The sequence below is a fragment of the Pseudomonas sp. RIT409 genome, from assembly GCF_003052515.2.
GTDB lineage: Bacteria > Pseudomonadota > Gammaproteobacteria > Pseudomonadales > Pseudomonadaceae > Aquipseudomonas.
Genome location: NZ_QARE02000017.1, coordinates 108,398 through 128,435, shown reverse-complemented (window position 1 = coordinate 128,435; position 20,038 = coordinate 108,398). Strand labels below are relative to the sequence as shown.

The window sequence follows — 20,038 nt, the reverse complement described above, 5'->3', positions numbered from 1 at the left end:
ATCAGCGTCCTGCTGATCATCGGCCTTGCCTTGGCACAGATCAGCCTGTGGCTGTTCGAGGTCGGGTTGCAACGGTACCTGGAATCCGGGCTGCGCAACGACGCCGAAATGTTACTCGTTGCCATCGTGCGTGGGCCGTCGGGGCTGCAACTGGACGAGCATCGTCTATCGCCCGGCTACCAACGACCCTATTCGGGCCACTACTTCCGGATCGACTTCGACGGCGGTCACTGGCGCTCGCGCTCGTTATGGGATCTTGAATTGCCGCAACCGGACGCGCCCGGCCTCAACGCCGATGTGAAATTGGCCAAGGCCAGCCAATCGCTGTTGCTGCTGCACACCGAGTACCGCAAGTTTGGCCAGCCGATTTCCATCACCGTCGCTCAGGATTACACCCCGGTCAAATCCAGCTTTGCGCTGGTGCAGCGCATCGGTCTTGCCTTGGGGCTGGGGGGGCTGATGTTGATTCTGATTCTGCAACGGATCACCGTGCGGCGTGCGCTACGGCCGTTGGACCGGGCACGGGATCAGATCCAGCAGCTGCAACAGGGCCAGCGCACGCACTTGGATGAGGCTGTTCCTCTGGAGCTCGAGCCTTTGGTGGCGCAGATCAACCACCTGCTGGCGCACACCGAAGACAGCCTCAAGCGCTCGCGCAATGCACTGGGCAACCTTGGCCACGCGCTGAAAACGCCTTTGGCCGTGCTGATGAGCCTTGCTCAGGGGCAAAAGTTGGCCCAGCACCCGCAGATCCAGGCCACGCTGCAGGATCAGTTGCGGCAGATTCAGCAACGCCTCGAACGTGAGCTGAACCGGGCCCGGTTGTCGGGGGACGCGTTGCCCGGCGTGCGATTCGACTGCGACGCGGAGTTGCCAGGGTTGTTTTCCACCTTGCAGATGATCCATGGCGAACACTTGGCGTTGAGCAACGATGTTGCACCGGAGCTCATACTCCCGTGGGATCGCGAAGACATGCTCGAACTGCTCGGCAACCTGTTGGACAACGCCTGCAAATGGGCCGACAGCACGGTGCGCCTGTCGATCACGGAAACGCCCGAGGGCTATCGCCTGCTGATCGACGACGATGGCCCCGGGATTCCTCCGGTTCAGCGTGAAGACGTGGTCGGACGCGGCCACCGGCTGGATGAGCAGGTGACGGGCCATGGTCTCGGACTGGGCATCGTCAAGGACATCGTCGAGTCCTGGGGCGGCCATATCCACTTGTTGGACAGTCCATTGGGAGGATTGCAGGTGCGTATCGAGCTGCCCGACAGGCAAAGCGTTCACTGACCCTCCTTGGTCCAGCGGCCGAAGGCACAGCGCAACGCGAACCCGGCCACTGGATGTACCGGTACGACTGCCCAGCCTGTTCAGTGCCGTCCCGACGGTCGATGCCGGTTCGCATGCCCGGAGCCTTCAAGAATGATCGCCGTCGCCGTCTCAACTTTTCGCGCGCTGGGCCGTTAAGCAGGTAAGGCGCCCCTCGTGGCAGTGCACACAATAATAAAAGGTCCCGATACGTATGCGGCTCAATCTGAAAGCCAAAGTGTTGTCCCTGGCGGTGCTTCCGGTGTTGCTGTTCGCGCTGATCATCAGCGTCAGCACTGTGGTCATGCTGCGTCAGCAGGCCGATCGAGAGGTCGATGAAACCCGTCAGCACTTGCTCGCCGAAGCCCGGGCCACGCTGCAAAGCTACGTTGCGGTCGCTATGGGTACGATCAAGCCGCTGTATGACGCCTCGGCGCCGGGGGACCTGCAGGCCCGCGCGCAAGTCATCAAGATGCTCTCGCAAGTCAAATACGCCAAAGACGGCTATTTTTTCGGCTACGACTCTCAAGCGGTGCGGCTGTTCAAGGGCGACAGCCCGGACGGCATCGGCAAAAGCTTCAAGGACGCTCGCGACCCCAACGGCGTTTACGTCAACGCCGGGTTGGTGGAGGTCGCGAAAGCAGGTACCCATTACCTCGAATATTCCTCGCCGTTGCCCGGCTCCAACGAACTGGTGCCGAAATTGGGCTACTCCGAATACCTGGCCAAATGGGACATGGCGGTGGGCTCGTCAGTGAATCTGGACAATATCGACGCCAAGGTCGCCGAAGTGCGCCAGGTCGTCGCCGAGCGAATGAAGGACATGCTGATCAGTATCATCGGCATCGCGGCTTTGTTACTGATCATCATCGCCCTGATCGGGGTGTGGATGGCCAGTAGCATTCTGCGTCCGTTGCGCTTGATGAAGGGCAATCTGGATGACATCGCTGCGGGAGAGGGCGATCTGACCCGTCGTCTGACGGTGACCTCGCAAGACGAACTGGGCGACCTGGCGAATTCGTTCAACCGCTTCGTCGACAAGATCCACGGCCTGGTCCGGCAGATTGCCGACATGACTTCACAACTGACGATGCTGGTGGGCGAGGTGACGGACCAAGCGCAACGTTCCGAACAAGCCATGGAGCGTCAGCGACACGAAACCGATCAGGTCGCCACGGCAATCAACCAGATGTCAGCGGCGGCGCAGGAAGTGGCGAAAAGTGCGCAAGGGGCGTCGGTGGCCGCGCAACAGACCGACGAAGAGGGCCAGGCCGCCAAGCGGGTGGTCAATGGCAGCATTCAGCAGATCCATGCGCTGGTGAACGATATCCGCCACAGCGGCACCTCGTTGGACAGCCTGCAAAATGACGTGACCTCCATCGTCGGCGTACTCGGGGTGATTCGTTCGATTGCCGAGCAGACCAACCTGTTGGCGCTCAACGCCGCAATCGAAGCCGCGCGGGCCGGTGAGGCCGGGCGGGGCTTCGCGGTGGTGGCCGATGAAGTGCGTGCGCTGGCCAGCCGCACACAGCAAAGCACCCAGGAAATCCAGGGCATGATCGATCGGTTGCAACAAGGTACGCAGGGGGCGGTAGAAGCGATGCGCCGCTCCAGCGAGGCCGGTGACGGCACCTCGGCGCGGGCGAACGAGGCGGGGGTTTCGCTGGACACCATCGGCCAGTTGATCGGCACCATCAATTCGATGAACGCACAGATCGCCAGTGCGGCAGAGGAGCAGACCGCCGTCGCCGAGGAAATCAATCGCAGCGTTCATCAGATCGCCGTCGCCGTAGAAAGCGTCGCCGACGAGACCCGACACAGCGCCACGACCTCGCGCAACCTGACCGAGCTCAATCAACGTCTTGGTCAACTGGTGCGGCAGTTCCGCATCTAGGTTCGGATGGGCGCGTCGCAAGGCCTGCCCATCCACCGCTTCCTCGTCGACCTATCACCGTGGGCACTCCTGCAGCGATTGGCGGACTAACGTTCAGGCCGCGCTCAGCAGCCCTCGACGACATGGAAGAAAGATGAACGAAACCGCGCTTCAAAACAAAACCCTGATGCTGCTCTTGGTGCTGGTCACCCTGGCGTTCATCTGGATCCTCCTACCGTTCTACGGTGCCGTGTTCTGGGCGGTGATCCTGGGCATTATCTTCGCCCCGCTGCAGCGGCGGTTCCTGGCGCGCTTTGGCTGGAAGCGCAATGTGGTTTCGCTGTGCACATTAACGGTGTGCCTGCTGATCGCAATCCTGCCGGTGATCATCATCAGCCTGCTGATGGTCCAGGAGGGTGCTGCGCTGTACAAGAGTGTCGAAAGTGGCCAACTGGACATTCCCAAATACCTGGCCGAGTTCAAGGCGGTTCTGCCCATTTCTCTCCAACACTGGCTCGATCGCCTGGGGATGGGGGATTTCAACAGCTTGCAGGACAAGATTTCCAAAACCGCGATGCAAGGCAGCCAATACCTGGCCACGCAGGCGTTCAGCTTCGGGCAGGGCACATTCGATTTCGTGGTGAGTTTTTTCATCATGCTGTACTTGCTGTTTTTCTTCCTGCGCGACGGGCCGGAACTGGTGCGCCGGATTCGCACGGCGATCCCACTGGCCGAGCCCCAAAAGCGTCGTCTGCAACTGAAGTTCACCCGTGTCGTCCGGGCGACGGTGAAAGGCAATGTGGTCGTGGCCGTGACGCAGGGGGCTCTGGGTGGTGTGATTTTTTGGGTGCTGGACATTCCCAGCGCACTGCTGTGGGCGGTGGCGATGGCGTTTTTGTCGCTGCTCCCCGCTGTGGGGGCGGGCATCGTCTGGGCGCCGGTGGCGGTGTACTTTCTAGTCAGCGGAATGATCTGGCAGGGGGTGGTGCTGGGGTTGTTCGGGGTGTTCGTGATCGGGCTGGTGGATAATGTCCTGCGGCCGATTCTGGTGGGCAAGGACACGCGGATGCCCGATTACCTGATTTTGATTTCGACGCTGGGCGGGATGGCGGTGTTTGGGCTGAACGGGTTTGTGATCGGGCCGATGGTTGCGGCGCTGTTCATGTCGACGTGGGGATTGTTTACCAGTGCGAAGAAAACGGTGCGATTGCCGGGTTAGGCGTTGCAGGGTTGAGGCCGCCTGGTGCCTGGGCAGACGGATCTGCCCGCGATCTCAGCGATGCTCATCACAGGATTGAACGGTCTCGATATCGAGAGCTGATCCATTGGCTGAGGTGACGCCGATTCACTGTTCCGCTTTTACAGCGGCCCCATTTGTCTTGGCAAATGGGGAAAACCGCTTGCTCCTGGTTTGGCCCGGCTGCGCCGGGTTCCCTCCTTCCGGCGCTGCTCCGTGGGCACGCCGCGGACGGCCATCCATGGCCGCGCGGCTTTCGCGGCTCCCGGCCGCTCAACCCACTGCGCAACGCCTCCACTCGGCCGGCACCCAAGTCGCGGTCCGTGGTGTTTGGGCTATCGCGCACCAAAAGCAAAAGCAAAAGCAAAAGCAAAAGCAAAGTCAAAGCCAAAGCCAAAGCCAAAGCCAAAGCCAAAGCCAAAGCCAAAGCCAAGCACGATCAACCCTTACCCTAAAACCGAACGATGCTCCGCTATTCGCTATTCGCTATTCGCTATTCGCTTTTGATCTTCCTACACAAACAGCCCAGCCACCGCCGAACGCGACTTGGGTGCAGGCTGAGCGGAGGTGTCGTGGAGTGGGTTGAGCGGCCGGGAGCCGCGAGAGCCGCGCGGCCATGGATGGCCGTCCGCGGCGTGCCCACGGAGCGGCGCCGGAGGGAAGGAACCCTGACGCAGTCAGGGCCAAACCAGGAGCAAGCGGTTTTCCTCCATTTTGCCAAGACAAAATGGAGTCGCTCGTAAGGAGCGAAACCTGGCTCCCAGCCCACACGCCAACGGATCTGCCCCCGATTTCAGCGGCGCCCATAACCAGGCTATACGGGTCCCGAAACCGAGGGCTGATCCATTGGCGAGGGTGATGCTGATTCACCGTTCCGCTTTTGCAGCGGCCCCATTTGTCTTGGTGTATAGACCGGAAACATGGTGGACACTTTTCGGCAACGGATCCGCCCCCAACCCCAAAAAACCAGCAACCCTGTAATGCGATCAATCAGTCCAGAACCGCCTCACGCTTCACCCCAAAAACCGTACCCACCAACCAAACCCAAAAAAAAGCCCCGCTAAAAGCGGGGCTCTTCACATCTCACCGAGTCCTCACAACCCGGCGTGCTGCACCAGCGTCAACAGCGGCTGTGGGTAAACGCCGAGGAAGAACGCCAGCAGCGTAATCCCCAACAGCATCACCCCACCCGCACGCTGTGCCCAGTTGAACGGAGCATCGTGGCGCTGGATCTTCGAATCCTGCAGATACAGCGTCACCATCACCCGCAGGTAATAAAACACCCCGATGGCGCTGCCCACGACCAGCGAACCGGTCAGCCACCACAGGTGAGCCTCTACGCCCGTGGCAATGATGTAGAACTTGCCGATGAAGCCGGTGGTCAGGGGGATACCCGCCAGCGACAGCATCATGACGGTCAGTACGGCAGTCAGGTACGGACGACGCCAGAACAGACCCCGGTATTCGAACATCGCATCGGCATCGCGCCCGCTGTAAGGCGACGACATCAGGGTGATTACCCCGAACGCTCCCAGGCTGGTCAACACGTAAGTCACCAGGTACACACTGATGGCCTCAACGGCCATGCCTTTGCTGGCGACCATCGCGATCATCATGTAGCCGAAGTGAGCGATGGACGAGTAACCCAGCAGACGCTTGAGGTTGTTCTGGGTCAGGGCCAGCAGGTTGCCGATCAGGATCGATGCCACGGCGATGACCGCCATGACATCAGTCAGCACACCGCTGGTAGCGGCAGGGGAGATCTGGAACAGACGCACCAGCACACCGAATACCGCCACCTTGCTGGCCGTGGCGAGGAAAGCCGCCACTGGTGCAGGGGCGCCTTCGTACACGTCCGGGGTCCACAAGTGGAAGGGCACCAGCGACAGCTTGAAGCCCAGGCCGATCAGCATCATGCCCAAGCCCAAGCTGGCCATCTGGCTAGGCATGCCGGTGGCCGCGATGGCCTTGCCGATTTCGCTGAAACCCAGGCTGCCGGCGTCGGCGTACAGCAATGCCATGCCGAACAGCAGGAACGCGGAACCTGCGGCCGACAGCACCATGTACTTGATACCGGCTTCCAGCGAGCGCTTGTTGAAGAACGCGTAAGCGACCAGACCGTAGACCGGCACCGAGAGCAGCTCCAGGCCGATGAACAGGCCTGCCAGGTGTTGCGCGGCGACCAGCACCATGCCACCGGCAGCGGCCATCAGGATCAACAGGTAAAGCTCTTCGCGGTTGCCTGGGTAGCCTGCCTTGCCTTCACCCATGTAGGCGTGTGCCAGGGTGACGCAGGCCAGGGTCGAGACCAGGATGATCCCGATGTACAGCAAGGCGAAGCTGTCGATCTGCAGCAGGGGGGTGACCACCAGCGGCGCGACTTTGAGGGCCGGGTAAATCGATAACAGGGCCAGGTTGAGTCCCGCCACGGTGAGCAGGAACGATTGCGAGTGACTGCGACGCCATGCGATGCCCAGCATCACCACCACAACGGTGAGGCTGGTGATCAGCAGCGGCGCCAGCGCAATAAAGTGTTGAATCGTCAGGTCCATAGCGCTCTTACCGGGCCGAAGCGAGTTGAGTGAAGGCAGTGCCAAGCCATTGCTGCACGCCATGCATGGTCGCCGAGGAGGTGTCGAGGACCGGCTGCGGGTAGACACCCAGCAGCACCAGCAGCACCGCCAGACCCAGCACCATGATCAGTTCACGACCTTCCATGCCACGGTAGATTTCTTCAGTCTTTGCAGGGCCGAAGTAGGCGCGGTGGATCATGATCAGCGAGTAGACCGAACCGAACACCAGACCGGAAGTGGCGATGGCGGTGATCCAAGGCGCGCTGACGAAAGTACCGATCAGGATCAGGAACTCGCCGACGAAGTTACCCGTGCCCGGCAGACCCAGCGAAGCGGCTGCGAAGAACAGGCTGATGGCCGGCAGGTAGGCGATCTTGTTCCACAGGCCACCCATTTCGCGCATGTCACGGGTGTGCAGGCGTTCGTACAGTTGACCACTGAGGATAAACAGCGCAGCGGCGGACAGACCGTGCGCCAGCATCTGCACCACCACGCCCTGCAGGGCTTGCTGGCTGCCAGAGTAGATACCGATCAGGACGAAGCCCATGTGCGAGACGCTGGAAAAAGCGATCAGGCGCTTGATGTCGGTCTGAGCGAAGGCCAGGAACGCACCGTAGAAGATACCGATCAGGCCCAGGATCATCGCGATTGGCGCGAACTCCGCCGACGCGTTCGGGAACAGCGGCAGGGCAAAGCGCAGCAGACCATACGCAGCGGTCTTCAGCAGGATACCCGCCAAGTCCACGGAACCTGCGGTGGGGGCCTGGGCGTGAGCGTCAGGCAACCAGGAGTGCAGCGGCACGATGGGCAGTTTCACCGCGAAGGCGATGAAGAAGCCCAGCATCAGGATGTACTCGGTGCCAGGCGCCAGTTTGGTCTTCAGCAGATCGGCGTAGGCGAAGGTGATCACGCCGGTCTGGTTGAAGTGCACCAGCACCAGACCCAGGATCGCCACCAGCATGATCAGGCCGCTGGCCTGCGTGAAAATGAAGAACTTGGTCGCGGCGTAGATACGGGTTTTCTTGCCATCCGCCGAGCTGTGACCCCAGAGCGCGATGAGGAAATACATCGGCACCAGCATCATTTCCCAGAAGAAGAAGAACATGAACAGGTCGATGGCGAGGAACACGCCGACGACGCCGCCCAGGATCCACATCAGGTTCAGGTGGAAGAAACCGACGTTACGCTGAATCTCTTTCCAGGAGCAGAGTACCGAGAGAATACCCAGCAAGCCGGTCAGGAGGATCATCAGCAACGACAGACCATCGAGCGCCAGGTGCACGCTGATACCGAAGCGCTGGATCCACTGGGCCTTGAATTCAAGGGCCCAGCTCGGATCGGCACCGGGGGTCGGTGCGTAGGTGTAAGTACCGGTCAACCACAGCCAGAGGCCCAGGGCCGTCAGCAGGGACATAGTCAGCAGCGCAATCCAGCGCGGCAGGGTAGGGCCGAAGCGCTCACCTTGCCAGCACAGCAGGCCGCCGATGAAGGGGATCAGGATTAGCCAAGGCAGAATCATGACGGGCTCAATTCCTTTCGCAAAGTCGCAAGGTTCATGTCAGATCGACTCATCAGACCAGCACAATCGCGCCAAGCACCAGTACGGCACCTGCAGCGATCGAAGCGGCATACCAGCGGAGCTGACCGGTTTCGGTACGACTCATCAGACTGTTACCGGCCTTGGCCAGACGCGGGATCACACCGATGGTGTGGTCGAGCGGATCACCCCGCAGAATGCGGCTGATTGCCAGGTAAGGTTTAACGAACAGCACATCGTAGAGCCAGTCGAAGCCCCAGGCCGCGAACCACCAGGCGGAGAGGAAGCGACCCGGCCCACTGTTGGCGATGGCGGTGACCAAGCGACGCTTGCCCAAAAACAGCAGGGCCGACAGCAGGATACCGGCCAGGGCGATGGCTCCCGAGGCGATTTCCAGGCTGTGCTTGGCTTCGCCGCCGGCATGGCCTGCGCTTTCCGGCAGTACACCGGCCAGCGGCGGATGGATCCAGGCGCCGACGAAGGTGGACAGAACGATCAGCACGCCCAGCGGCAACCAGTGGGAAATCCCGTGGCCGGCGTGAGCTTCGGTCTTCGCTTCGCCGTGGAAGGCGATGAAGATCAGGCGGAAGGTGTACAGCGAGGTCATGAACGCACCGACCAGGCCCGCGTACAGCAGATATTGATGGCCGCTGGCGAACGCTTCCCAGAGGATTTCGTCCTTGGAGTAGAAGCCCGCCGTCAGGATCGGCAGGGCTGCCAGGGCCGCGCCGCCGACGATGAAGCTGGTGTAGGCCAGAGGCAGCTTTTTCCACAGGCCGCCCATCTTGAAGATGTTCTGCTCGTGATGGCAGGCCACGATCACCGCACCGGAGGCCAGGAACAGCAGGGCCTTGAAGAATGCGTGGGTCATCAGGTGGAAAATCGCCCCTTCCCAGGCACCTACACCCAGCGCCAGGAACATGTAGCCGATCTGGCTCATGGTCGAGTAGGCGAGGATGCGTTTGATGTCGGTCTGGACCAGTGCTGCGAAACCGGCCAGTACCAGGGTGATGCCACCCACGATGCCGACCAGGTGCAGGATGTCCGGTGCCAGGGCGAACAGACCGTGGGTACGGGCGATCAGGTAGACACCCGCGGTGACCATGGTCGCGGCGTGGATCAGTGCCGAGACCGGGGTAGGACCGGCCATGGCGTCCGCGAGCCAGGTCTGCAGCGGCAACTGTGCAGATTTACCGACCGCACCGCCCAACAGCATCAGGGTCGCCAGCACGATCCAGAAATCGCCGACCTTGAAATGTTGCGGGGCGCGAACCAGCAGCTCTTGAATGTTCAGCGTGCCCAGTTGCTGGAACAGAATGAACAGGCCGATGGCCATGAACACGTCGCCGATGCGGGTCACGATGAAGGCCTTGAGTGCCGCGTTGCCGTTGTTTCGGTTGCTGTAGTAGAAACCGATCAACAGGTACGAGCACAGGCCCACGCCTTCCCAACCGAAGTAGATGAACAGCAGGTTGTCGCCCAGGATCAGGAACAGCATGCTGGCGATGAACAGGTTGGTGTAGGAGAAGAACCGCGAATAACCGTCTTCACCACGCATGTACCACGAGGCGAAGAGGTGGATCAGGAAACCCACGCCGACGACCACACCCAGCATGGTGATGGACAGGCCATCGACATACAGCGCGAAGTTCGGATCGAAGCCGTCCACCGACATCCAGCGCCACAGCACCAGGGTCAGGTGGCCGCCTTCCGGCGGGGCCACGTTGAATTGCCAGATCACGTAGGCAGCGACGATGGCCGACAGGCCGATGGAGCCTACGCCCACGAGGGCCGAAAGGTTTTCCGACCACTTGCCGCGCGAAAACGACAGCAGCAGGAAGCCGATCAGAGGGAATACGAAAGTCAGAAAGAGTAGGTTCATCCGCGCATCTCGCTGGCAGCGTCGATATCGAGAGTGTGGAAGCGGCGATACAGTTGCAGCAGGATCGCCAGGCCAATACTGGCTTCGGCGGCGGCAAGGCTGATCACCAGAATGAACATCACCTGACCGTCAGGCTGCGCCCAGCGGCTGCCCGCCACGACGAAGGCCAGGGCGGCAGAGTTCATCATCACTTCCAGGCTCATCAACACGAACAGAATGTTGCGGCGTACCAACAGGCCCGCCAGGCCGAGGCAGAACAGCAGACCGGCAACTGCCAGACCGTGCTCGAGAGGGATAGCTGAATGCATGGTTTACTCCTTCGCCTCGTTGCGGCCGACGTGGAATGCGGTCACGGCTGCGGCGAGCAGCAGCATCGACGCAAGTTCGACAACCAGCAGGTAAGGGCCGAACAGGCTGACGCCGACGGCTTTGGCATCCACCGTGGTGTGGCCGATACCGGCACCGGTGGAGTGGGCGAACAGCATGTAGATCAGCTCGGCCAGCAACAGACCGCACAGCAGGATCGGCCCCAGCCAGATGCCGGGTTTGAGCCAGGCGCGTTCCTGCTGAACCGAGGCCGGGCCCAGGTTCAGCATCATCACCACGAACACGAACAGCACCATGATGGCGCCCGCGTAAGCGATCACTTCCAGCGCGCCGGCGAAGGGCGCGCCGAGGCTGAAGAAGGTCATGGCCACGGCGATCAGCGAGATGATCAGGTAGAGCAGGGCGTGCACCGGGTTCGTGTGCGTCACCACCCCCAGGGTAGAGACCACAGCGATGCCGGATGCGAAATAGAAAGCGAATTCCATCTTTCTTCCTTAAGGCAGCAAGCTCTTGACGTTGATGGGTTCGGCTTCGTTCTGTGCAGCGCCTTTCGGCTTGCCAGCGATGGCCATACCGGCAACGCGGTAGAAGTTGTAGTCAGGGTTCTTGCCGGGGCCGGAGATCAGCAGATCTTCCTTCTCATAGACCAGATCCTGACGTTTGAACTCGGCCATCTCGAAATCCGGCGTGAGCTGGATCGCCGTGGTCGGGCAGGCTTCTTCACAGAGACCGCAGAAGATGCAACGCGAGAAGTTGATGCGGAAGAAGTCTGGGTACCAGCGACCGTCTTCGGTCTCGGCTTTCTGCAGTGAAATGCAACCGACCGGGCAGGCCACGGCGCACAGGTTGCACGCCACGCAGCGCTCTTCGCCGTCAGGGTCGCGGGTCAGGACGATGCGGCCCCGGTAGCGGGGTGGCAGGTAAACCGGTTCTTCCGGGTATTGCAGGGTGTCGCGCTTGCGGAAGCCGTGGCCGAAGATCATCACCAGGCTGCGCAACTGGGTACCGGTACCCTTAACGATGTCGCCAATATATTTGAACATGGGTCAAATCCTCACTGAGCCGCCAGGACGACCGCAGCGGTCACCAGCAAATTGATCAGGGTCAGTGGCAGGCAGAACTTCCAGCTGAAATCCATCACCTGGTCATAACGTGGACGCGGGATGGAAGCGCGCAGCAGGATGAACAGCATGATGAAGAACGCGGTTTTCAGAACGAACCACATGAACGAGAGTTGCGGCAGGATGTTGAACGGACCGTGCCAACCCCCGAAGAACAGCGTCACCAGCAGCGCCGAAATCAGGATGATGCCGATGTACTCACCCACGAAGAACATGCCCCATTTCATGCCGGCGTATTCAATGTGGTAGCCGTCGGCCAGTTCCTGCTCCGCTTCCGGTTGGTCGAACGGGTGGCGGTGGGTCACCGCGACGCCTGCGATGAAGAAGGTGCAGAAGCCGAAGAACTGCGGAATGATGAACCACAGGTGATCGGCCTGGTACTGAACGATGTCGCCCATGTTGAACGAGCCAACCTGAACGATGATGCCCATCAGGGACAGGCCCAGGAACACTTCGTACGAAACGGTCTGCGCCGAGGCGCGCAAGCTGCCCAGCAACGCGTACTTGTTGTTCGACGACCAGCCTGCGAACAGCACCGCGTAGACCGACAGACCGGCCATGGCGAAGAAGAACAGCAGGCCGATGTTCAGGTCCGCCACGACCCAGGTCTGGGTGACCGGGATGATCGAGAACGAGATCAGCAGCGCACTCATGGCCACGACGGGCGCCAGAGTGAAGATCATGCGGTCGACGAAGGGCGGGTTCCAGTCTTCCTTGAAAAACATCTTCAGCATGTCCGCGGCGATCTGGAACATGCCGAATGGGCCGACGCGGTTAGGACCGTACCGGTCCTGCCACCAGCCCAGCAGACGACGCTCGACGAAGCTGAGCAGCGCGCCGCAGACCACCACGGCGAGCAGCACCACGATGGCCTTGAGGACGGCAATGATCGAAGCGATCACTTCAGGGGTAAACCACGTCATTGTGCCGCCTCCTGCAGACCCTCAACGGTTTTCCCGGCCAGCGCCGGAGGTATGCCCGCCAGCCCGGATGGCAGGGCCACCAGACCGGCGCCCAACTCTTCGTTGATGCGCAGTGGCAGACGCAGGGTCTGGCCGGCAACGTTGAGGCTGAGCAGGGCACCGTCGTTGACGCCCAGGCGGTCCGCTTCGGACTTGGCCAGCGCCACATAGGCTTCAGGAATGCGTTCTTGAACCGGTGCGGCTTTGGAGGAGTTTTCCTCGCTGCCGAACAGGTGGAAGAACGGCACCACTTGCCAAGTCCCCTGTGCAGGGGAAAAGGCCCGCGGCACGCTGGCGAACCAGCCGAGCTTGTCGCCATTGCTTTCGATCAGGCGCACGCCTGGATCGCCAGCACGCAGGTGACCACCGACTTCGTCCTGGAACTTGTTCCACGCTTGCGGAGAGTTCCAGCCGGGCGACCAGGCGAACGGCACCTGGGAACGCGGCTCGGCGGAACCCGAATAGCCTTCCATCGAGAAGGCGAAGGCCGAGTCCTTGTCCTGCGGGGTGCGCGGCTCGTGGACGCTGATGTTGGCGCGCATGGCGGTGCGGCCGCTGTAGCGCAGCGGTTCGCGAGCCAGCTTCAGGCCCTTGATGCGGAAGGCGGCCGAAGGTGCTGCGCCGACGATACCGGCCAGTTGTGGATGGCTTGCAGCGCAGGCGTCGGTGACGTGGTCCAGCTGCGTCCAGTCCACCGGCTTGTTCAGCAGGGTAGCGCGCAGGGCGTGGAGCCAGCGCCAGCCTTCGTGGATCTGGATGCTCGCGTCTAGGTAGGTGGGATCATAGACCTGGAAGAAACGCTGGGCGCGGCCTTCCTGGCTGACCAGCGTACCGTCGCCTTCCGCGAAACTGGCGGCAGGCAGGATCAGGTCGGCGCGGTCGGTGGTGGCAGTCTTCTGATGGTCAGCGACGATCACCACTTTCGCAGCGTTCAGTGCAGCTTCCACTTTGGCGGCGTCGGTGCGGGTGAACAGATCGTTTTCCAGCACGACGATGGCATCGGCCTTGCCCGAAATCACCTGGTCCAGCGCTGCATCTACCGAGTCGCCGCCGAACAGGGCCAGGCCCATGCTGTTGGCTTCGGGGACGATCAGGCTCAATGAACCGTTCTTGTCGCGCAGTTTCAAGGCTTTGGCGATGTTCGCCGCCGCTTCGATCAGTGCGTTGGAACCCAGCGACGCACCGGAGATTACCAGCGGACGCTTGGCGGCCAGCAGGGCGTCGGCGATGCGTTGCGCCAGTTCAAGTGCTTCGCTGTCCAGGCCTGCGACGGCCGGGGCACTCGGGTCGATGGCATGCGCAACGGCGAAACCGAGGCGGGCCAGGTCGTCAGGCGCAGCGTGCACGCATTCTTCGGCCACATCGTCCAGGCGAGTATCAGCCAGGCTGGCGATGAACAACGGGTTCAGCTCGTGTTGGCCGATGTTCTTCACCGCAGCGTCCAACCAAGGCTGGACTTTCATCGCAGCGGCCATGTCTTCAGCCTTGTTCTTGACCGACTGACGCAGCCCCAGCGCCATACGCGCGGCGGTCTGAGTGACGTCTTCACCCAGGATGAACACGGCGTCGTGCTCTTCGACTTCACGCAGCGTCGGGATCGGCAGCGGGCTGTCCTTGAGCACCTGAACGATCAGTTGCAGGCGTTCCAGCTCCCCGGCTTCGATGCCGGAGTAGAAGTACTCGCCGCCCACCAGTTCACGCAGGGCGAAGTTGCTTTCCAAGCTGGCGCGGGGCGAGCCGATGCCGACGATGGTCCGGCCGCGCAGCAGGTCGGCGGCCTTGTCCAACGCCTGGTCCAGGCTCAGCTTGACGTTGCCTTGGGTCAGCAGTGGCTGACGTGGGCGATCGGTGCGGTTGACGTAGCCATAACCGAAACGGCCACGGTCGCACAGGAAGTACTGGTTGACCGAACCGTTGTAACGGTTCTCGATGCGGCGGATCTCGCCATAACGCTCACCAGGGCTGATGTTGCAACCGCTGGAGCAGCCGTGGCAGATGCTCGGGGAGAACTGCATGTCCCACTTGCGGTTGTAACGCTCGGAGTGGGTCTTGTCGGTGAACACACCGGTCGGGCAGACCTCGGTGAGGTTGCCGGAGAACTCGCTTTCCAGCGTGCCGCTTTCAACGCGCCCGAAGTACACGTTGTCGTGAGCGCCGTAGACGCCCAGGTCGGTGCCGCCGGCGTAATCTTTATAGAAGCGCACGCAGCGGTAGCAGGCGATGCAGCGGTTCATCTCGTGAGCGATGAACGGCCCCAATTCCTGGTTCTGGTGAGTGCGTTTGGTGAAGCGATACCGGCGCTCGTTGTGGCCGGTCATCACGGTCATGTCCTGCAGGTGGCAGTGACCGCCTTCCTCGCAGACCGGGCAGTCGTGAGGGTGGTTGGTCATCAGCCATTCGACGACGCTGGCGCGGAACGCCTTGGACTCTTCGTCGTCGATGGAGATCCAGGTGTTGTCCTGGGCAGGGGTCATGCAGGACATGACGATACGACCACGGGTGTCGTTCTCGTCGGTGTACTGCTTGACCGCGCATTGGCGACAGGCGCCGACGCTGCCAAGGGCTGGATGCCAGCAGAAATAAGGAATGTCGAGCCCCAGCGACAGACAGGCCTGTAACAGGTTGTCTGCGCCATCGACTTCGAGCGCTTTGCCGTCTACGTGAATAGTAGCCATGGTTCAAAGGTCTTCGTTGGCCCGGTGTCAGCGGGCGTGGCTAATGGAATCTCGGTTCTGCCCCGGTTCGAACAGCCGCTGAGGTGTGACATTCAGTGGCGCAACCAGGGCAAGGGCCGACAGGCTTTCGGCTTGTCGACCGGTCAGTCTATTCAGGCGCCCGCTATCGTCGGGCTTTTGACCTGAGTCAGATCGCCCGCACGCGCAGGTGCGATGCCGGCTTCGAACTCGGATCGGAAATACTTGATCGCGCTGCCCAGAGGTTCCACGGCGCCCGGTGCGTGGGCGCAGAAGGTCTTGCCTGGGCCGAGGAAGTTGACCAACCCCAGCAGCGTTTCGATGTCGCCCGGTTGACCCTGGCCTTTTTCCAGGGCGCGCAGCATCTTCACGCTCCATGGCAGGCCGTCGCGACAAGGGGTGCAGAAACCGCACGACTCCTGGGCGAAGAACTCCTCCATGTTGCGCAGCAGCGAGACCATGTTGACTTTGTCATCCACCGCCATCGCCAGGCCCGTACCCATCCGGGTGCCAACCTTCGCCACGCCACCGGCGTAGAACTGGCAGTCGAGGTGCTCGGGCAGCAGGAAACCGGTACCGGCGCCGCCAGGCTGCCAGCACTTGAGCTTGTAGCCGTCGCGCATGCCGCCTGCGTAGTCTTCGAACAGTTCACGGGCTGGCAGGCCGAATGGCAGTTCCCAGATGCCCGGGTTCTTCACCTTGCCGGAGAAGCCCATCAACTTGGTGCCGTGGTCTTCGCTGCCTTCACGGGCCAGCGACTTGTACCAGTCGTTGCCGTTGTTCACGATCGCCGGGACGTTGCACAGGGTTTCGACGTTGTTCACGCAGGTCGGCTTGCCCCATACGCCGACGGCGGCAGGGAAGGGCGGCTTGGAGCGCGGATTGGCGCGGCGGCCTTCGAGGGAGTTGATCAGTGCGGTTTCTTCACCGCAGATGTAACGCCCGGCGCCGGTGTGGACGAACAGCTCGAAGTCGAAGCCGGTACCCAGGATGTTCTTGCCCAGCAGGCCCGCAGCCTTGGCTTCTTCCACCGCACGGTTCAAGTGCTTGGCGGCGGTGACGTACTCGCCCCGCAGGAAGATGTAACCGCGGTAGGCTTTCAACGCGCGGGCGCTGATCAGCATGCCTTCCACCAACAGGTGGGGCAGTTGCTCCATCAGCATGCGGTCTTTCCAGGTGTTGGGCTCCATCTCGTCCGCGTTGCACAGCAGGTAGCGGATGTTGAGGGATTCGTCCTTGGGCATCAGACCCCACTTCACGCCGGTGGGAAAGCCCGCACCGCCGCGACCCTTGAGCCCGGAATCCTTGACCGCCTGCACGATCTCGTCAGGCGATTGCTGGGTCAGGGCCTTGCGCGCAGCGGCGTAGCCGTCTTTGGCCTGGTACTCATCCAGCCACACGGGCTGGCCGTCGTCACGCAGGCGCCAGGTCAGGGGATGGGTTTCCGGCGTGCGCTTGATCAGGTTGGCCGGACCGAAGGAAGTGATGGTCATACGTAACCCTCCAGCAGCTGGGCGACGCCAGCAGGCTGCAGATTGCCGAAAGTGTCGTCATCGATCATGACCGCCGGGGCCTTGTCGCAGTTGCCCAGGCAGCAGGCGGGCAGCAGGGTGAAGCGGCCATCGGCCGTGGTCTGACCCAGGCCGATGCCCAGCTTGCTCTGGATTTCGCCGACGATGTCTTCGTGGCCTGCGATGTAGCAGACCATGCTGTTGCAGACGCGGATGATGTGACGGCCCACTGGCTGACGGAAGATCTGGCTGTAGAACGTGGCCACACCTTCAACGTCGCTCGCCGGGATGCCCAGCACTTCGCCGATGGCGTAGATGGCGCCGTCCGGCACCCAGCCGCGTTCCTTCTGGACGATTTTCAAGGCTTCGATGGACGCCGCGCGCGGGTCCTCGTAGTGATGCATTTCGTGCTCGATGGCCGAGCGCTCGGATTCGCTCAGGGCGAAACGGTCTGTCTGGATGAGCGTGCTGTTCATGCTTAGCGGTCCACGTCGGCCATAACGAAGTCGATACTACCCAGGTACGCGATCAAGTCCGCGACCATGCTGCCTTTGATCACCGAAGGGATCTGCTGCAGGTGCGGGTAGCTTGGGGTGCGAATCCGGGTACGGTAGCTCATGGTGCCGCCGTCGCTCGTCAGGTAATAACTGTTGATGCCCTTGGTCGCTTCGATCATCTGGAAGGACTCGTTTGCCGGCATGACCGGGCCCCACGAAACTTGCAGGAAGTGCGTGATCAAGGTCTCGATATGCTGCAGGGTGCGCTCTTTCGGAGGCGGCGTGGTCAGCGGGTGATCCGCCTTGTACGGCCCTTCCGGCATGTTGCGCAGGCACTGGTCGATGATTTTGATGCTTTGGCGCATTTCTTCGACGCGGACCATGCAGCGGTCATAGGCATCGCCGTTGTGGCCCAGCGGTACTTCGAACTCGAAATTCTCATAGCCCGAATACGGACGGGCCTTGCGCAGGTCGAAGTCGCAACCGGTCGAGCGCAGGCCGGCGCCGGTGACGCCCCATGCCAGGGCTTCTTTGGTGTTGTACTGGGCGACGCCGATGGTGCGGCCTTTCAGGATGCTGTTCTTGAGCGCAGCGGTGGTGTATTCGTCCAGGCGTTTGGGCAGCCATTCCACGAAGTCCTTGACCAGCTTGTCCCAGCCACGCGGCAGGTCGTGGGCGACGCCGCCGATGCGGTACCAGGCCGGGTGCAGGCGGAAACCGGTGATGGCTTCGATCACGGTGTACGCGCGCTGGCGGTCGGTGAAGGTGAAGAACACCGGTGTCATGGCCCCGACGTCCTGGATGTAGGTGCCCAGGAACAGCAGGTGGCTGGTGATGCGGAAGAACTCGGCCATCATGATACGGATGACGTCGACCTTCTCCGGCACCTTGATGCCCGCCAGCTTCTCGACCGAAAGCACGTAGGGCAGGTTGTTCATGACTCCGCCGAGGTAGTCGATGCGGTCGGTGTAGGGAATGAAGCTGTGCCAGGACTGACGCTCCGCCATCTTCTCGGCACCGCGATGGTGATAACCGATGTCAGGCACGCAGTCGACGATCTCTTCGCCGTCCAACTGCAGCACGATACGGAACGCACCGTGGGCGGAAGGGTGGTTAGGACCCAGGTTGAGGAACATGTAGTCCTCGTTGGCGCCGGAACGTTTCATGCCCCAGTCTTCCGGACGGAAACGAGCCGCTTCCTCTTCCAGTTGCTGCTTGGCCAGCGTCAGGCTGTAGGGGTCGAACTCGGTGGCGCGGGCAGGGTAGTCCTTGCGCAGCGGGTGACCTTCCCAAGTGGGCGGCATCATGATGCGGCTCAGGTGCGGGTGGCCCGGGAAGTCGATCCCGAACATGTCCCATACTTCGCGCTCGTACCAGTTGGCGTTGGGCCAGATGCCGGTGACGGTGGGCACGCTGAGGTCGCCCTCGGACAAGGCCACCTTCAGCATCACGTCGCTGTTACGCTCCACCGACAGCAGGTGGTAGAACACGGTGAAATCGGCATCGGGGAGGCCGCGACGCTTGGTGCGCAAGCGCTCGTCGACACCGTGCAGGTCGTACAGCATCGAATACGGCTTGGGCACGTTGCGCAGGAACGTGAGGATTTCCACCAGTTTTGCGCGTGCGACCCACAGCACTGGCATGCCAGTGACGGTGGCTTGGGCGGTGAACGCGTCGGCGCCAAAACGGTTGTGCAATTCAACGACGACGTCTTGGTCGTCAGCCTTGTAAGGCGGGATGTACAGAGCGGTGTCTGCAGTCATAGGTCTCGATCGCTATCGGTCAACGTACAGAATGAACCCAGGTTCAGGCTTCTTTTTGTAAAAGAAAACTGGATCAGACTTCGTCGGGGCTGCGCAGGTTGGTGACCTGAATACGCTGTTCGCGGCGCTGTTCCTTTTGCGACGGCATCTCGGCGCGGTACACGCCCTGGTCGCCGACGACCCAGGAAAGAGGGCGACGCTCCTGGCCAATGGATTCCTGCAGCAACATCAGGCCTTGCAGGAATGCCTCTGGACGGGGCGGGCAGCCGGGCACGTAGACATCCACAGGCAGGAACTTGTCCACGCCCTGAACCACGGAATAGATGTCGTACATGCCACCGGAGTTGGCGCACGAACCCATGGAAATGACCCACTTGGGCTCGAGCATTTGCTCGTAGAGGCGCTGGATGATCGGAGCCATCTTCACGAAGCAGGTGCCGGCGATGACCATGAAATCAGCCTGACGCGGTGAAGCCCGGATGACTTCCGCACCGAAACGTGCAATGTCGTGGGGCGCCGTGAAGGCGGTGGTCATTTCCACGTAGCAGCAGGACAGACCGAAGTTGTACGGCCAAAGGGAGTTCTTGCGACCCCAGTTGACAGCATTGCTCAGCACGTCCGAGAGCTTGCCCATGAAGATGTTTTTGTGGACTTGATCCTCTAACGGATCGGCGACGGTTTCCCGCTCGCCGATGGGGTACTGCTCGTTAGGCGCATCCGGATCGATTCTGGTGAGATTGTATTGCATTGCCAA

15 protein-coding genes are annotated in these 20,038 nt (G+C 61.5%); 3 read left to right on the top strand and 12 right to left on the bottom strand.

Annotation, left to right across the window (positions count from 1 at the left end; genetic code table 11):
• From DBP26_RS20225 to DBP26_RS20215, 3 genes are all read left to right on the top strand, one after another.
• On the top strand, nucleotides 1-1,290 hold a 1,290-nt coding region (locus DBP26_RS20225; RefSeq protein WP_256604728.1), incomplete at its 5' end, for an ATP-binding protein.
• Between the two features lie 232 nt (nucleotides 1,291-1,522).
• Entirely contained in the window at nucleotides 1,523-3,202 is a 1,680-nt protein-coding gene (locus DBP26_RS20220) for a methyl-accepting chemotaxis protein (RefSeq protein ID WP_112198787.1), read from the top strand.
• 133 nt (nucleotides 3,203-3,335) lie between these two features.
• A complete protein-coding gene (locus DBP26_RS20215; protein WP_112198786.1) occupies nucleotides 3,336-4,400 on the top strand; it encodes an AI-2E family transporter in 1,065 nt (354 codons plus the stop codon).
• A gap of 1,112 nt (nucleotides 4,401-5,512) precedes the next feature.
• Here the strand turns inward: DBP26_RS20215 and nuoN are convergent.
• The 12 genes from nuoN to DBP26_RS20150 all read right to left on the bottom strand — a co-directional run bounded on the left by nuoN (nucleotide 5,513) and on the right by DBP26_RS20150 (nucleotide 20,032).
• Entirely contained in the window at nucleotides 5,513-6,970 is a 1,458-nt protein-coding gene (gene nuoN, locus DBP26_RS20205; protein WP_108239294.1) for an NADH-quinone oxidoreductase subunit NuoN, read from the bottom strand.
• A gap of 7 nt (nucleotides 6,971-6,977) precedes the next feature.
• Nucleotides 6,978-8,510, bottom strand: coding sequence for an NADH-quinone oxidoreductase subunit M (nuoM, locus tag DBP26_RS20200; RefSeq protein ID WP_108239293.1), 1,533 nt, complete (start codon nucleotides 8,508-8,510; stop codon nucleotides 6,978-6,980).
• Between the two features lie 52 nt (nucleotides 8,511-8,562).
• Nucleotides 8,563-10,410: an NADH-quinone oxidoreductase subunit L gene (nuoL, locus tag DBP26_RS20195; RefSeq protein ID WP_108239292.1), complete on the bottom strand. Its 1,848-nt coding sequence runs from the start codon at nucleotides 10,408-10,410 to the stop codon at nucleotides 8,563-8,565.
• Nucleotides 10,407-10,718 carry an NADH-quinone oxidoreductase subunit NuoK gene (gene nuoK, locus DBP26_RS20190; RefSeq protein ID WP_108239291.1) on the bottom strand — a complete coding sequence of 104 codons (312 nt, stop codon included), beginning with the start codon at nucleotides 10,716-10,718 and terminating at the stop codon, nucleotides 10,407-10,409. Before nuoK ends, nuoL begins: the two co-directional genes overlap by 4 nt.
• A gap of 3 nt (nucleotides 10,719-10,721) precedes the next feature.
• Nucleotides 10,722-11,222: an NADH-quinone oxidoreductase subunit J gene (gene nuoJ / locus DBP26_RS20185; RefSeq protein WP_108239290.1), complete on the bottom strand. Its 501-nt coding sequence runs from the start codon at nucleotides 11,220-11,222 to the stop codon at nucleotides 10,722-10,724.
• Between the two features lie 9 nt (nucleotides 11,223-11,231).
• Entirely contained in the window at nucleotides 11,232-11,780 is a 549-nt protein-coding gene (nuoI, locus tag DBP26_RS20180) for an NADH-quinone oxidoreductase subunit NuoI (RefSeq protein WP_108239289.1), read from the bottom strand.
• 11 nt (nucleotides 11,781-11,791) lie between these two features.
• The gene (nuoH, locus tag DBP26_RS20175) at nucleotides 11,792-12,781 is read right to left on the bottom strand and encodes an NADH-quinone oxidoreductase subunit NuoH (RefSeq protein WP_108239288.1); all 990 of its coding nucleotides are present in this window, start codon (nucleotides 12,779-12,781) and stop codon (nucleotides 11,792-11,794) included.
• Complete coding sequence (gene nuoG, locus DBP26_RS20170; protein ID WP_108239287.1) at nucleotides 12,778-15,495, bottom strand: NADH-quinone oxidoreductase subunit NuoG; 2,718 nt, start codon at nucleotides 15,493-15,495, stop codon at nucleotides 12,778-12,780. The genes nuoH and nuoG overlap by 4 nt, the downstream gene beginning before the upstream one ends.
• A gap of 152 nt (nucleotides 15,496-15,647) precedes the next feature.
• Nucleotides 15,648-17,006, bottom strand: a complete 1,359-nt coding sequence (nuoF, locus tag DBP26_RS20165) for an NADH-quinone oxidoreductase subunit NuoF (protein WP_108239286.1) — start codon at nucleotides 17,004-17,006, stop codon at nucleotides 15,648-15,650.
• Complete coding sequence (gene nuoE / locus DBP26_RS20160; protein WP_108239285.1) at nucleotides 17,003-17,500, bottom strand: NADH-quinone oxidoreductase subunit NuoE; 498 nt, start codon at nucleotides 17,498-17,500, stop codon at nucleotides 17,003-17,005. The genes nuoF and nuoE overlap by 4 nt, the downstream gene beginning before the upstream one ends.
• A gap of 2 nt (nucleotides 17,501-17,502) precedes the next feature.
• Nucleotides 17,503-19,284, bottom strand: a complete 1,782-nt coding sequence (gene nuoC / locus DBP26_RS20155; protein WP_108239284.1) for an NADH-quinone oxidoreductase subunit C/D — start codon at nucleotides 19,282-19,284, stop codon at nucleotides 17,503-17,505.
• Between the two features lie 73 nt (nucleotides 19,285-19,357).
• Nucleotides 19,358-20,032 carry an NADH-quinone oxidoreductase subunit B gene (locus tag DBP26_RS20150; protein ID WP_108239283.1) on the bottom strand — a complete coding sequence of 225 codons (675 nt, stop codon included), beginning with the start codon at nucleotides 20,030-20,032 and terminating at the stop codon, nucleotides 19,358-19,360.
• Nucleotides 20,033-20,038 lie beyond the last annotated feature (6 nt).

Coding starts and splice junctions, on each gene's coding strand:
- DBP26_RS20220 (WP_112198787.1), top strand. CDS start 1,523: ATGCGGCTCAATCTGAAAGCCAAAGTGTTGTCCCTGGCGGTGCTTCCG.
- nuoJ (WP_108239290.1), bottom strand. CDS start 11,222: ATGGAATTCGCTTTCTATTTCGCATCCGGCATCGCTGTGGTCTCTACC.
- nuoC (WP_108239284.1), bottom strand. CDS start 19,284: ATGACTGCAGACACCGCTCTGTACATCCCGCCTTACAAGGCTGACGAC.
- nuoE (WP_108239285.1), bottom strand. CDS start 17,500: ATGAACAGCACGCTCATCCAGACAGACCGTTTCGCCCTGAGCGAATCC.
- nuoN (WP_108239294.1), bottom strand. CDS start 6,970: ATGGACCTGACGATTCAACACTTTATTGCGCTGGCGCCGCTGCTGATC.
- nuoK (WP_108239291.1), bottom strand. CDS start 10,718: ATGCATTCAGCTATCCCTCTCGAGCACGGTCTGGCAGTTGCCGGTCTG.
- nuoM (WP_108239293.1), bottom strand. CDS start 8,510: ATGATTCTGCCTTGGCTAATCCTGATCCCCTTCATCGGCGGCCTGCTG.
- DBP26_RS20150 (WP_108239283.1), bottom strand. CDS start 20,032: ATGCAATACAATCTCACCAGAATCGATCCGGATGCGCCTAACGAGCAG.
- nuoI (WP_108239289.1), bottom strand. CDS start 11,780: ATGTTCAAATATATTGGCGACATCGTTAAGGGTACCGGTACCCAGTTG.
- DBP26_RS20215 (WP_112198786.1), top strand. CDS start 3,336: ATGAACGAAACCGCGCTTCAAAACAAAACCCTGATGCTGCTCTTGGTG.
- nuoH (WP_108239288.1), bottom strand. CDS start 12,781: ATGACGTGGTTTACCCCTGAAGTGATCGCTTCGATCATTGCCGTCCTC.
- nuoL (WP_108239292.1), bottom strand. CDS start 10,410: ATGAACCTACTCTTTCTGACTTTCGTATTCCCTCTGATCGGCTTCCTG.
- nuoF (WP_108239286.1), bottom strand. CDS start 17,006: ATGACCATCACTTCCTTCGGTCCGGCCAACCTGATCAAGCGCACGCCG.
- nuoG (WP_108239287.1), bottom strand. CDS start 15,495: ATGGCTACTATTCACGTAGACGGCAAAGCGCTCGAAGTCGATGGCGCA.